The organism is Streptomyces sp. NPDC029014 (assembly GCF_055564695.1).
Genome location: NZ_JBVHVT010000101.1, coordinates 14490 through 28135 on the forward strand (window position 1 = coordinate 14490; position 13646 = coordinate 28135).

At 75.3% G+C, this 13646-nt stretch carries 8 protein-coding genes; 3 read left to right on the forward strand and 5 right to left on the reverse strand.

Annotated elements, in window-relative coordinates; all coding sequences use genetic code 11:
* Positions 1-82: 82 nt before the first annotated feature.
* From ACZ4VL_RS35480 to ACZ4VL_RS35495, 4 genes are all read right to left on the reverse strand, one after another.
* Positions 83-931: a carbohydrate ABC transporter permease gene (locus tag ACZ4VL_RS35480; protein ID WP_468208559.1), complete on the reverse strand. Its 849-nt coding sequence runs from the start codon at positions 929-931 to the stop codon at positions 83-85.
* On the reverse strand, positions 928-2295 hold the full coding sequence (locus ACZ4VL_RS35485) for a carbohydrate ABC transporter permease (RefSeq protein ID WP_468208562.1): 1368 nt from the start codon (positions 2293-2295) through the stop codon (positions 928-930). Before ACZ4VL_RS35485 ends, ACZ4VL_RS35480 begins: the two co-directional genes overlap by 4 nt.
* Before the next feature lie 5 nt (positions 2296-2300).
* On the reverse strand, positions 2301-3680 hold the full coding sequence (locus ACZ4VL_RS35490; protein ID WP_468208565.1) for an ABC transporter substrate-binding protein: 1380 nt from the start codon (positions 3678-3680) through the stop codon (positions 2301-2303).
* Positions 3681-3862: 182 nt separating this feature from the next.
* A complete protein-coding gene (locus ACZ4VL_RS35495) occupies positions 3863-7114 on the reverse strand; it encodes an FHA domain-containing protein (protein WP_468208577.1) in 3252 nt (1083 codons plus the stop codon).
* Between the two features lie 418 nt (positions 7115-7532).
* Between ACZ4VL_RS35495 and ACZ4VL_RS35500 the strand changes: the two genes are divergently transcribed.
* Both ACZ4VL_RS35500 and ACZ4VL_RS35505 read left to right on the forward strand, forming a co-directional pair.
* The gene (locus ACZ4VL_RS35500; protein ID WP_468208567.1) at positions 7533-9359 is read left to right on the forward strand and encodes a serine/threonine-protein kinase; all 1827 of its coding nucleotides are present in this window, start codon (positions 7533-7535) and stop codon (positions 9357-9359) included.
* Between the two features lie 151 nt (positions 9360-9510).
* Positions 9511-10785 (forward strand): serine/threonine-protein kinase, encoded by a 1275-nt coding sequence (locus ACZ4VL_RS35505; protein ID WP_468208570.1) that lies wholly within the window; start codon positions 9511-9513, stop codon positions 10783-10785.
* Positions 10786-11061: 276 nt separating this feature from the next.
* Here ACZ4VL_RS35505 and ACZ4VL_RS35510 read toward each other — a convergent pair whose 3' ends face one another.
* A complete protein-coding gene (locus tag ACZ4VL_RS35510) occupies positions 11062-12063 on the reverse strand; it encodes an isopenicillin N synthase family dioxygenase (RefSeq protein WP_468208573.1) in 1002 nt (333 codons plus the stop codon).
* 314 nt (positions 12064-12377) lie between these two features.
* On the opposite strand from ACZ4VL_RS35510, the gene prfB reads away from it, so the two are divergent.
* Positions 12378-13496: a peptide chain release factor 2 gene (gene prfB / locus ACZ4VL_RS35515; RefSeq protein ID WP_468208575.1), complete on the forward strand. Its 1119-nt coding sequence runs from the start codon at positions 12378-12380 to the stop codon at positions 13494-13496.
* The last annotated feature ends 150 nt before the right edge of the window (positions 13497-13646 follow it).

Consider the following 13646-nt stretch of genomic DNA (forward strand, 5'->3'; position numbering starts at 1 on the left):
GCAACCCCCGGTACGGCGACCGGGTTACGCGGTGCGTGGCAAACGGGTTACCCGGCGTCGGAGGAGCAGGCCATGGCCCGGGCTACTTGAGCGCGCCCGCCGTCACCCCCGTCGTGAACTGCCGCTGGAACGCGAAGAACACCACCAGCGGCACCACCATCGACAGGAACGCGCCGGGCGCGAGGACGTCGATGTTGTTGCCGAACTGCCGCACCTGCTGCTGGAGGGCGACCGTGACCGGCGGGTGCGAGGAGTCCGCGAAGACCAGCGCGACCAGCATGTCGTTCCACACCCACAGGAACTGGAAGATGCCCAGTGAGGCGATCGCCGGCCCGCCCAGCGGCAGCACCACCTGGGCGAACAGCCGCAGTTCGCCGGCCCCGTCCAGCCGGGCCGCCTCCAGTAGCTCCCGAGGGATCTGGGCGAAGAAGTTGCGCAGCAGGAACACCGCGAACGGCAGCCCGAACGCGGTGTGGAACAGCACCACCCCGGCCGTGGTCTCGAACAGGCCGAGGGCGCCGAAGAGTTCGGAGACCGGGATCAGCGCCACCTGCACCGGGACGACGAGCAGGGCGACGACGACCAGGAACAGCCAGTCCCGGCCGGGGAACTCCAGCCAGGCGAAGGCGTATCCGGCGAACGAGCCGAGCGCCAGCACCAGCAGGGTCGCCGGCACGGTGATGGCGACCGTGCTCAGCAGCGAGCCGGTGATCGCGTCGTCGGCGAGCAGCCGCTCGTAGTTCCCGGTGGTCAGCTTGGCCGGCGCGGTCAGCGCCTGCCACCAGCCGCCGTCGTTCAGGTCGCTCGGGTCGAGGAAGGAGGAGACCAGCAGACCCAGCGTGGGCAGCAGCCAGAACAGGCCGGCGAGGACCAGGAAGACGCGTACCGCCCCGCCGGCCGCGCGGGAGGCTGCGGTGTGCGCGAAGCTCATCGGCGGGCCTCCCGGCGCATCCGGCGGATGTTGTAGAGCATGACCGGCACCACCAGCACCAGCAGCAGCACCGCGATGGCGCTGCCGAGCCCCGCGTCGGCGTCCGTGCCGAAGGAGGTCCGGTACAGCTGGAGGGCCAGGACGTTGGCGTCGTCCTGCACCGAGCCCGGCGCGATCACGAACACCAGGTCGAAGATCTTCATCACGTTGATCACGAGGGTGACGAGGACCACCGCCAGCACCGGTGCCAGCAGCGGCACGGTGATCCGGCGGAACACCTGCCACTCGTTCGCCCCGTCCACCCGCGCCGCCTCCAGCAGCTCCCGCGGCACGGACGCGAGCCCCGCCGCGATCAGCACCATCGCGAACCCGGCCCACATCCACACGTACGCCCCGATGATCGCCGGGGTGACCAGCGCCGGACCCAGCCAGTCCACCCCCGCGTACGCCTCCCGGAAGTTCGACGCGGGCAGCCGCAGCAGCGCCCCGTCGGCCTTCCCCGACATGCTGAACGTGCCGTCCGCGCCGGTCGTCGCCGACTCCACCACCCGGCCGTCCTTCACCGCCTCGACCCGCATCCCGGCGAACGCGGACTCCGCCGGGTCCACCGCGTTGGTCCGTCCGCCGCCGCCCCGGGTGAAGTCCTGCCAGGCCGTCCCCGTGACCCGGCCCGGCTCGGCCGCGGCGGGCCGGGCCGTCCGGGTCCCCTCGGGCAGCGCCGCGGGGGCGACGCCGACCAGCGGGAGCAGCGCCGGTGTGCCCGCCCGGACCGGCTCGCGGGTGTGGTAGCCGCCCGCATCGGCGCCCCGCCCGGGAACGAGCGGCGAGTCGCGGCCCGGGCGGGCCCCCGGGAACGCCGAGGAGGGGGCGAAGGTGTCGTGCACCGCGACCAGCACCGCGTTGGCGACGCCCCGGTCCGGGTCGTGGTCGTAGACCAGCCGGAAGATGATCCCGGCCGCCAGCATCGAGATCGCCATCGGCATGAAGACCAGCAGTTTGAACGCGGTGCCCCAGCGCACCCGTTCGGTGAGCACGGCGAAGACCAGGCCGAGGGCCGTGGCGGCGGCCGGCGCGACCACGACCCACACCGCCGTGTTCTCCACGGCCGTACGGATGGCGTCGTCGCGCAGGATCTCCGCGTAGTTGGCCCCGCCGACGAAGCGGTCGCCGGAACGGTCGAAGAGGCTGCGGTAGACGGAATAGCCGATCGGGTGCACGACGAGCGCCCCGAGCAGCACCAGCGCCGGGAGGAGGAACGCCGCCGCGACGAGGCGACGGCGCCGGGCCTGCCCGGACCGCGAGGACGGGGCGGCCCGGCGCGCGTCCTCGCGCGCGGCCGCCCCCGTACCGGTCGAGGGCGTCACGGGGGTCAGTTCCCGTACGCCTTGGCCGCCTCCGCCTCCAGTCTGCTCTGGATGCCCGCCACGTCCGACGGGTTCGCCAGGAAGTCCTGCAGGGCCTTCCACTGGCCCGCGCCCGGGGTCCCGCCGAAGGCCGCCGGGGCCTGGTCCGACATGTCGAAGCGGAAGTCGTCGCCCGCCGCGATCAGCGCCTCGGCGATGCCCCGCTGGATGTCGTTCGGGTACGCGGACAGGCTGACCGCCTTGTTCGGCGACAGGAAGCCGCCCTCCCGGGCCTGGATCTCCGCCGCGTCCGGGGAGGCCAGGAACGTCAGCAGCGCCTGCGCGCCCTTCGACGGCTTCAGCGCGACCGCCACGTCACCGCCCGACACCACCGGCGGCTTCGCGCCGACCGCCGGGAACGGGAACACCAGGGCGTCCTTGCCGATCTTCGCCTCGGTCTGGGCGATGTTCACCCCGACGAAGTCACCCTCGAAGACCATCGCGGCCGCCGGCCGGTCCCCGCCGGTGAACACCTGCGTCACCGACTTCGGGAACTCGGTGGCCAGCGCCCCGCTCGGCCCGCCCGCCAGGAAGTCCTTGCGGCCGAACAGTTCGGCGAGGGTGGTCAGCGCCTGCCGGACGCTCTCGTCCGTCCACTTGATCTCGTGCTTGGCGAGCTGGTCGTACTTCTGCGGGCCCGCCTGCGAGAGGTAGACGTTCTCGAACCAGTCCGTCAGCGTCCAGCCGTCCGCACCGGCCACCGACACTGCCGGGGTCCCGGACGCCGACAGCGTGTCCGCGACGGACAGCAGCTCCTTCCACGTCTTCGGGGGCTTCACCCCCGCCGCCTCGAAGGCCTTCGCGTTGTACCAGATCAGCGACTTGTTGGCGGCCTTGTAGTACACCCCGTACGGAGTGCCGCCGACGGAGCCCAGCTCCTTCCAGCCGTTCGAGTAGTTCGCGTCGAGCTGGGCCTTCGCCTCCGGGCCGAGCGGCTGCACCCACTTGTTCTTCACCGCCGCGGTCAGCGCCCCGACCTGCGGCAGCAGCGCCACGTCCGGCGGCTGCCCGCCCGCGATCTTCGTACCGAGGAAGGTGACGATCGGGTCCTGCGCCGGCACGAAGGTGACCGTGGCGCCCGTCCGCTTCTCGAACTCCTTCAGCACCTTCTCGAAGTTCGCCTGCTCCGGCCCCGTCCACACCGCCGCGACCTGGAGCTTCTCCCCGTCCAGCCGCGGTAACTGCACCCGCGGCGCGGCCGAGGCCGCCGCCCCCGGCGGAGGATCGGCCTTCGAGCCCCCGCCCCCGCACCCGCTCAGGACGAGGGCGCCCGCAGCGGCCAGGACCGCCCAGGCACGGCTGCTGCTTCTACGGTTCTTCGTACGGCTCGTTCCCTGCCTGAGCATGGTTCGCCCCCGATTCCCGTGGTGTGACCTGCTCCACAGGTCTACGCCGAGCCGGGCACCCCCGCAATACCGCGTCAGGGCCCCGCGGGGGCGGCGCACCGGGCCCCCGGGGGCCCGCGGGGTGTCCCGGAGACCCCGCGGGGCCGCTGCGCGCTCTGCGCGGGGGCTGCGCGGGCGCGGGGTCAGGGGGCGGCCGGGAACAGCACGGGCACCGCCGAGACCAGGTGCGACGCCCGGTCCAGTGCACTGGCCAGCAGGGCCAGGTCGGTCGGGCCGTTGCCGAGCTCGCGCACCGGGCGGCGGGCCGGAGGATCACCCATCCGCTCCCACTCCACCGGCACCACCGTCGGCCGCTGGGTCGCCGTCCGAGGTATCCGGCCGGTCACCCGCCCGCCCTGGAACGCAACCGTCCGCCCGTCGGCGAAGCGGAGCACGCCGCGGCCCGGGCCCGGCCGGTCCGGCGCCTCCAGCTCCACCCGCAGCGGATTGCTCCGGACGAGCTCGGTGTCCGCCGTACGGTCCGGGCGGGCGGTGGCCGCCACCAGGTGCACGCCGAGCCGCTCCCCGTCCCGGGCCACCGCCTCCAGCACACGGACCACCGACCCGGCGGCGGGCCGGCCCGCACTGCCGAGACCCGGCGCGACCAGCGCGTCGAGGTCGTCCACGAGCACCACCAGGCGGGGCAGCGGGCTCGGCCCGGCGGGCGGGTCGAGGCGCAGGGCGGCGGCGCGCAGCCGCAGGGTGCCCGTACGCGGCGGATCCACGTCACCGCCGCCCCCCTGCTGCTCGGTGCCGCCGCCGACCTGCTCGGCCGGGGCGGGCCGGCGCGGCGAGACCATCCGGTCGGACACCTCCCGGCGGGAGTGCCACTGCGCGAACGGGACCCCGTCCAGCAGCTCGGCGCGCCGCTTCAGCTCCGCGCCCAGGGCCTGCGCGAACTCCCGCATCCGCACCGGGTCGGCGGCGACCAGGTGCGCCGAGACGTGCGGCAGGTCGGCGGCCGGCAGCAGCCCGTCGCCGCGCTCCCCGCCCGCCCCGTCGAGCAGGACCAGCGCCAGCCGGTCGGGCCGCGCCCCGGCGGCCAGCGACGCCGCGATCGAGCGGAGCAGTTCGGTACGGCCGCTCCCGGCCGGCCCCTCCACGAGCAGGTGCGGCCCGTCCTGGACGAGCTCGGCCCCGACGGGACCGCCGCGGCCGCCGCCGAGGACGAACGCGGCGAGCCCGCCGACGCCCTGGCCCTGCTCGGTCGCCTCGGCCCAACGGGCCATCAGCGAGGCCGGGGTGGCCCGGGCCAGGCCCAGCTCGTCCAGCAGCCGCGCGGTCGCCGGAAGGGCGGCGGCCGCCGACTGCTGCGGGACGGCGCCGGCGGTCCCGGCACGCAGCGGGGCCAGCGCCCGGGCGAACCGCTCCGCCCAGGCCGCGGAGACGGCGTCGGCGGTCGCGGTGGCGCCGGGCGGGCAGGGCGTGCCGCCGGCGACGGCGAAGGTCCGTACGGTGGTGGCCACGTCGCCGCTGAGCACGGCGGCGGCGCCGCAGTCCCGGAAGGCGGGGACGACCGCGCAGGCGGCCTCGTAGGTTTCGGTGAGCGGGGAGGCCGGCGTCGCCGCCGGCGTCTCGGCCAGCACCAGGACGTGGATCCCGGCGGCCGGCCCGTGCGAGGCGAGGCGGCCGGTGAGGTCGCGCAGCGCGGCGGTGCCGGGGTCGCCGTCCACGACGAGGAGGGTGTACGGCCCCTGGTGGGCGGCCGCCGCCTCCCGGGCGGCGCCCGGGTCCGCGGCCGCCCAGTTCACGCCGAGCGGGCCCTCGTCGAGCCGGCGGGCCAGCTCGGCGGTGCGGGCCGCGGCCTGGTCGCGGTCGTACGCGAGGAGCAGCCGGCAGTCCTGGCCGTGCGCGGGCCGTACGTGGGGCAGCCAGCCGAGCCAGCCCCATTCCTCGCGCCGCTGGGCCACCGGGCGGGTCCGGTCGCTGCTGACGAGCACGATCTCCAGCTGCGCGGGTGCGTGCAGCGCGGCGAGCTGGGCCACCACCGACCGGGCCACCCCGGCCAGGCGGGCGCGCGGGCCGGCGATGCCGAGGGCCCCGGCGTCCTGCAGCGCGACCCGGCTGCCGGCCCCGAGGCCGACGTCGAGGCGGCCGCGCGGCCGGGACCACAGCCGTCGGGTCGGCGCGAGGGCCGCCAGCAGCAGGGTGGCCGGATCGTCGGCGTCCGGCACGGCGGCCGTGGCCGCCGGCGCGCCCGGTGCCGACTCCACGGGCTCCTCCCCGGCCCGCATCCACCGCCGTGCCCAGGCCCCGAACCCACCCCGCCACCCGCCGCCGGCCACCGCCGGGCCGGCCGCGGACGCGGCAGCTCCGGGCCGGGCCGCGCCGGATCCGGGCGCGGGTGTCGGCGTGTGCGCCACGGGCCGGCCCGTGGCGGAACCGGTGCCGTGGTGGCCGACGGCCGCCGACCCGCCCCGTTCGTCCCCTTCCGGCCGGGCCCCGGACCACGCCGCGGCGGAGCCCGTCGGAGCAGGGTCCACGGGGGCCGTGGCGTACGGGGCCCCGTCGGGCCGCGCCGGGGCGGTGGTGCCGGCGGGGCCCGACGGGCCGGTCGGCGTCGTGCCGGGGTGCCCCGGAGCCGGGGTCCCGGAGCCTGCCCGGCCGGAGCCCGTCGTGGCGGGCCCTGCGGGGCCGGTGGCGTACGGGGCGCCGGCGCCGGCGCCGGGGGCTGCGGAGGCGCCGGAGCCCGGGCCCGCCGGGGCGGAGGCGGGCGGGGCGGGCCATGCGGGGGGTGCCGGGGCAGTGCCGGTGGGCGGGGGCGGGAGGCAGAGGTGGCCCTCGCGGTCCGGGACGACCGGGAGCGCGGGCGGGGAGGAGACGGCCAGGCGGAGGGCCGATTCACCGATCCGGAGCAGTGCGCCCGGCGCCAGCGGCACGGGCTTCGCGCGCACCTGCGCGCCGTCCACCGTCGTGCCGTTCGTCGAGTCCAGGTCGGCGACGGCCACCCGCCCGTCCGCCGTCACGGTCACCGCGCAGTGCAGTCGGGACACGTCCGGGTCGTCCAGCGGGACGTCCGCGTCGGCCGAGCGGCCGATCCGGATCGCGCCGGGGTGCAGCAGGTGCACCCCGCCCGCGTCGGGTCCGGCCACCACGTGCAGCTGGGCCCCGTCGGCGGCGTCCGGCGCCGCGTCCGCCACCGGGCCGTGCAGCCCCAGCACCGCCCCGTCGACCAGCGGGGGCTCCCCGAGCACCTGCCGCTGCGGGTCCAGGCGCTGCGTGCCGGCGTACAGCACGACCGTGCCGCCGGTGTCGGGCCCGCCGACGGTCGCCGCCAGCCCGGAGGCCACCGAGGCCAGCGCCGTCCCGGCAGGTGCGGTGACGAGCACGTCACACCCGGCGGGCACGGTCTGGTGGCCGCTGCGCGACCCGAGGACGGTCAGCCGGATCTGCATCGCCGTCAGCGATCCCTTCTGCGCGGTGCGCGGTTCGTGCGCCCGGCAGGGGAACGACGGCAGCCGCACGGCTGCCCCGAAAACCCCCACCCGGCGGGGCTCCCGTCCCCGCCGTTCCGTACGGGTGCATCCTCGCACCTGTCGCGGACGACACGCCCGGTTCTCCCCAAGAAATGATCTTGAATGATCGCACCCGCAGGGAACCCGTAGGGAACCTGTGGGGAAAGCCGAGCAAAAACGCCCCCGGCATACCCCGCACATGTCACTCCTCGTACATGTGTGCGGCAACCAACCTCCGGTACGCCGCGTCTTCCACGAGGACACCCCCTAGAGTGGGCCGGAAAACGAACCCGGAAACGAAACCGGACGACGAACCACCGGCGGGACCCACCGCAGGACGACACAGGGAGCGCGAGACGTGCGGCCAGTCGGCAGCAAGTACCTGCTCGAGGAGCCGCTCGGGCGCGGCGCCACGGGCACCGTCTGGCGTGCCCGCCAGCGAGAGACCGCCGGTGCGGAGGCGGCCGTCGCCGGCCAGCCCGGCGAGACCGTGGCCATCAAGGTCCTCAAGGAGGAGCTGGCCCAGGACCCGGACATCGTCATGCGCTTCCTGCGGGAGCGCTCGGTCCTGCTGCGCCTGACCCACCCCAACATCGTCCGCACCCGCGACCTCGTCGTCGAGGGCGACCTCCTCGCCCTGGTCATGGACCTGATCAACGGCCCGGACCTGCACAAGTACCTCCGCGAGAACGGCCCCTTCACCCCGGTCGCCGCCGCCCTGCTCACCGCGCAGATCGCGGACGCGCTCGCCGCCAGCCACGCCGACGGCATCGTCCACCGCGACCTGAAGCCGGCCAACGTGCTCCTCGACGAGAGCGACGGCCGGATGCGGCCGATGCTCACCGACTTCGGCATCGCCCGCCTCGCCGACTCCCCGGGCCTGACCCGCACCCACGAGTTCGTCGGCACCCCCGCCTACGTGGCCCCCGAGTCCGCCGAGGGCCGCCCGCAGACCTCCGCCGTCGACATCTACGGCGCCGGCATCCTGCTCTACGAACTCGTCACCGGCCGCCCGCCGTTCGCCGGTTCCACCGCCCTCGAAGTGCTCCAGCGGCACCTCAACGAGGACCCGCAGCGCCCGCCGACCCTGCCCGAGCCGCTGTGGATCGTCATCGAGCGCTGCCTGCGCAAGGAGCCGACCGAGCGCCCCAGCGCCGAGAACCTGGCCCGCGGCCTGCGCGTGGTCGCCGCCGGCATCGGCGTGCACAGTGCGCCGGGCGAGGTCGAGGCCGCGCTCGGCGTCGGCGCCCTGCTCGCGCCGGACCCCTCGCCCGCGCCCGTCCCCGAGGCCGTGGGCGACGGCGCCGGCGACGCCGACCCCACGCAGGTGCTGCCCGCCCGCCCCACCGCCGCGCCGAGCGTCGGACCGGCCGGCGCGTACGACCCGAACGCCATGACCAGCGTGCTGCCGCCGGTCGGCGCCGCCGACGCCACCTCCGTCCTGCCGGCCACCGGCGCCCCCGGGATCCCGGACGCGGCCGCGACCTCGGTCATGCCGCCCGTGGAGCGCCCGGACCAGCCGCACCCGTGGCAGACGCAGATGCGGGCGGCGCGCGAGCGCAACGAACAGACGCAGATGCACTACCTCGACCCGAACGAGGACCCGCTGCGCCGCCGGCCGCAGCGGCAGGCGCCCCCGCCGCCGCAGCAGCAGCCCCGGCAGCCCCAGCAGCCCGCGCAGTACCGCCAGGGCCCGCCGCAGCAGTACCCGCCGCAGCCTCAGCACCACCAGCCGCCGCAGCCGCCCCAGTACCGGCAGGCGCCGCAGCAGCCGTACTACCCGCAGCCGCAGCAGGCGCCCCCGCCGCAGCAGCCCCAGCCGTACCGGCAGCCGCAGCCGCAACCCGCGTACCAGCCTCCGCAGGCCCCGCCGCCCCCGGCCCGCCAACAGCCCCCGCAGGCCCCGCCGCAGCCGCGCGCCCCGCGGGAGCCGCGCGAGCCGCGCCGGCGCAGCGCCAACCCCATCAAGATCCCCGGCCTCGGCTGCCTCAAGGGCTGCCTGGTCATGATCCTGGTGTTCTTCGTCGCGGGCTGGCTGATCTGGGAGCTCACCCCGCTCCAGGAATGGATCGGCACCGGCAAGGGCTGGTGGGACCAGGTGTGGAGCTGGGGCTCCGGAATCGTCGACTGGGTGTCGTCGATCGGCGAGGCCACCGGCTCCGGCGGCGGCCCCGCCGCACCCTGAACCGGCCCCGCACAACGCCGACTTCGTAGATTTGTCGACATCCGGGACCTGATTTTGCCCCTAGAAGTGAAGGTCGTCGCGATCCGCGGCGACCTTCACCCTTCCGGCCGCGTAGCTTTGGGCACGTACGCCAGCCGCTGAGGGAGCAGTCGTGGCACGGAAAATCGGCAGCCGGTACACCGCGCACCAGATCCTGGGGCGCGGCAGCGCGGGCACGGTGTGGCTCGGCGAAGGGCCGGACGGGCCCGTCGCCGTCAAACTCCTGCGCGAGGACCTCGCGTCCGACCAGGAGCTCGTCGGACGCTTCGTCCAGGAGCGCAGCGCACTGCTCGGCCTGGACCACCCGCACATCGTCTCCGTCCGCGACCTCGTCGTCGACGGCAACGACCTGGCCCTGGTCATGGACCTGGTGCGCGGTACGGACCTGCGCACGCGCCTGGACCGCGAGCGGCGGCTCGCCCCCGAGGCGGCCGTCGCGATCGTCGCCGACGTCGCGGACGCGCTCGCCGCGGCCCACGCGGCCGGCGTCGTCCACCGGGACGTCAAGCCCGAGAACGTGCTGCTCGACATGCAGGGCCCGCTCGGGCCGGGCGGCTCGCACCCCGCGCTGCTCACCGACTTCGGCGTGGCCAAGCTGATCGACTCGCCGAAGCGGGCCGGGGCGGGCACCGGGGCCGGCACCGGCACGGGGCGCACGTCCGCCCCGGCGACCCGGATCATCGGCACGCCCGACTACCTGGCCCCGGAGATCGTGGAAGGCCTGCCCCCGCGGGCCGCCGTCGACATATACGCCCTGGCCACCGTGCTGTACGAGCTGCTGGCCGGGTTCACGCCGTTCGGCGGTGGGCATCCGGGCGCGGTGCTGCGCCGGCACGTGACGGAGACGGTGGTCCCGCTGCCGGGGATCCCCGACGAGCTGTGGCAGCTGGTCGTGCAGTGCCTGGCCAAGGCCCCCGCCTCCCGGCTGCGCGCCTCCGAGCTGTCGGCGCGGCTGCGGGACCTGCTGCCGATGCTGGCGGGGATGCCGCCGCTGGACGTGGACGAGCCCGACGACGCGGAGCCGGAGCAGCCCGAAGTCCGGGAGGCCCCCGGGCAGACCGACCCGGTCCGGCGCCGCGGGGTCGTCCCGCTGGTGCCGGGCACCGCGACCGACTCCAACCGGGACACCCACACCTCGATGCGGGTGCCGGCACCGGACGAGCTGGCCGGGGGTGCGCTGGGCACCGCGCGGGTGCCGCGGCCGGCCGGCGGCCACCGGCCGGGGGTCGCCCGGCACCGGGCCGGGGCGGTCCGTCGGCGGCGGCTGGCGCTGTCCGCCGCCGCGGTGGGGCTGGTTGCCGCGCTCGGCGTCGGCGGCTGGCTCGCCTCGTCCGGCGACGAGCCGCCCCGCCCCCCGACGAAGCACTCGGCCCCCCCGAAGCGCTAGCCGCTGCCGCTGCGTCCCGAAACCGTGGGCTCCGCCCCCAGCCCATCGCGCCTCGAACGCCGGCGGGGCTGGAAGATCCAGCCCGCGCGGCGTTTGAGCGCACCGGGCGCGCAGCGCCCGGTCCTCCAGCCCCGCCGGCGTTCGAGGCGAAGGGGTCCGGGGCGGAGCTCCTGCTTCGGGAAGGGGCGGGACTGGGGAACGGCTCCGCGCAGCGGCAGCGGGGCACCGGCCCCCGCTGGAGGCCAGCGCCGCCGGAGGCCAGGCCGGCGGCGGGGGCTACGCCGCGACCAGTTCCGGGTGCCAGCGCCGCGCCACGGCGGGGTGCGCCCGCACCCACCCCTTCAGCTCGTTGCGCCCGTACTCCGCGTGCAGCGGGTTCGACGCGTCGTGCAGCACGCCCGGCGCGTGCCGCAGGTACTCGCCCGGCACCGTGTCGACGACCGCGTCCAGCCGCGGGTTGTAGAAGAACGGCACCGAGTACCGCTCCACCGCCCCCGGCGGGCTGACCACCCGGTGGTCGGTGGCGGTCAGGTACCCCTCGGTGGCGATCTCCAGCAGCTCACCCAGGTTGACCACGAACGCGCCCGGCATCGGCGGCACGTCCACGTACCCGCCGTCCCTGACCACCTGCAGGCCGCCCACGGAGTCCTGGAGCAGCAGGGTCAGGAACCCGTAGTCCTTGTGGGCGCCGACGCCCTGGTCGGCGCCGGACGGAGCGGACCCGGGGTAGCGGATCAGCTTGGTGTGCAGGTGCGGCCGGTCGGCGAAGGCCTCGTCGAAGAAGTCGTGCGGGGCGCCGATCGAGGTCAGCAGTTCCTGCAGCAGCCGGTGGGCGACCGCGGTCAGTCGGGACTGCCAGTCCAGGACCACGGTGCGCAGTTCCGGCAGGGCGGCCGGCCACTGGTTGGGGCCCTCCAGCCACAGGTACGCCGGGTCGCCCGGTTCCAGGGCCGGTGCGGGGCGTTCCGCGCCGACGTCCAGCTGGTCCCGCCAGTCGGAGGTTCCGCCGGTCAGCTCGTGGCCGATCCGGGTGTAGCCGCGGAAGTGCGGCGAGTTCAGGTTGCTGACGGTGAGCCTGTCGGCCTCCGGGAGGGCGAAGAAAGCCCTGGTCACGTCGAGTATTCGAGCGCTCTCCGCTTCGGTGATGCCGTGCCCGGTGAGGTGCAGGAAGCCGGTGTCCCGGGCTGCGGCGTGCAGTGCCTTCAGGAAGTCGGCCCGCTGGGCCGGGTCGTCGGCCTGGGAGAGATCGATGACGGGGAGGGAGTGCGCGGACGGCATGACGGCTCCATTTCGGATGTCACGGGGTCCTGTTCCCCAAAGGTGTCGGGGCAGCGGAGGGGGAGGGCCTCCGGCAGGGGTGGCGCCGGGGCCGCGTGAGCCGCGTACAGGACCGAAGTCGGATCGGGGTTGATCAGGCTTGGGTACGGTCCGGCGGCTGACAGCTCGTCGTCGTGACACGCATGTGGTCCACATGGCGGCGCTTGACGAGGAGGAGAGTCATACCGTGAGCGTACGCCCGTATCGCCCATCATCAGAACGGGTGAACCGGACTGCACGGACAGGGCTGCCCGCGGACCGGCTACGCTGGACCCGTGGCAGTCGTCGATGTTTCCGAAGAGCTGAAGTCCCTCTCCTCGACCATGGGGTCGATCGAGGCCGTCCTGGACCTCGACAAGCTGAGGGCAGACATCGCCGTGCTCGAGGAGCAGGCAGCGGCCCCGTCCCTGTGGGACGACCCGGATGCTGCCCAGAAGATCACGAGCCGGCTCTCCCACCTCCAGGCCGAGGTCCGCAAGGCCGAGACGCTCCGGGGCCGCATCGACGACCTCGCCGTCCTCTTCGAGCTGGCCGAGGAGATGGACGACCCGGACACCCGCGCCGAGGCGGAGACCGAGCTCACAGTGGTCCGCAAGGCGCTGGAGGAGATGGAGGTGCGCACCCTCCTGTCCGGCGAGTACGACGAGCGCGAGGCCCTGGTCAACATCCGGGCCGAGGCCGGCGGCGTGGACGCCTCCGACTTCGCCGAGCGGCTGCAGCGCATGTACCTGCGCTGGGCCGAGCGCCACGGCTACTCCACGGAGATCTACGAGACCTCGTACGCGGAGGAGGCCGGCATCAAGTCGACCACCTTCGTCGTCAAGGCCCCGTACGCGTACGGCACCCTCTCGGTCGAGCAGGGCACGCACCGCCTGGTGCGCATCTCGCCCTTCGACAACCAGGGCCGCCGCCAGACCTCCTTCGCCGGCGTCGAGGTGCTGCCGGTCGTCGAGCAGTCCGACCACGTCGAGATCGACGAGTCGGAGCTCCGCATCGACGTCTACCGCGCTTCCGGTCCCGGCGGCCAGGGCGTCAACACGACCGACTCGGCGGTGCGCATCACGCACCTTCCGACCGGCATCGTGGTGTCCTGCCAGAACGAGCGCTCGCAGATCCAGAACAAGGCGAGCGCGATGAACGTCCTCCAGGCCAAGCTGCTGGAGCGCCAGCGCCAGGAGGAGCGCGCCAAGATGGACGCCCTCAAGGGTGACGGCGGCAGCTCCTGGGGCAACCAGATGCGCTCGTACGTCCTGCACCCGTACCAGATGGTCAAGGACCTGCGGACGGAGTTCGAGGTCGGCAACCCGCAGTCCGTGCTGGACGGCGAGATCGACGGGTTCCTGGAGGCCGGCATCCGCTGGCGCAAGAAGACGGAGCAGGGTCAGGACGCCTAGTCCTCCCGTGGTCCTGCGGAACGGGGGGGGGGGGGGGGGGGGGGGGGGGGGGGGGGGGGGGGGGGGGGGGGGGGGGGGGGGGGGGGGGGGGGGGGGGGGGGTGGGCGGGGGGGGGGGGGTGGGGGGGGGGGGGGGGGGTGAGGGTGGGCA

Bases quoted from the DNA above. Each gene is read 5' to 3' on its own strand.
- ACZ4VL_RS35480 (WP_468208559.1), bottom strand. From the start codon at position 931: ATGAGCTTCGCGCACACCGCAGCCTCCCGCGCGGCCGGCGGGGCGGTA.
- ACZ4VL_RS35495 (WP_468208577.1), bottom strand. From the start codon at position 7,114: ATGCAGATCCGGCTGACCGTCCTCGGGTCGCGCAGCGGCCACCAGACC.
- ACZ4VL_RS35490 (WP_468208565.1), bottom strand. From the start codon at position 3,680: ATGCTCAGGCAGGGAACGAGCCGTACGAAGAACCGTAGAAGCAGCAGC.
- ACZ4VL_RS35510 (WP_468208573.1), bottom strand. From the start codon at position 12,063: ATGCCGTCCGCGCACTCCCTCCCCGTCATCGATCTCTCCCAGGCCGAC.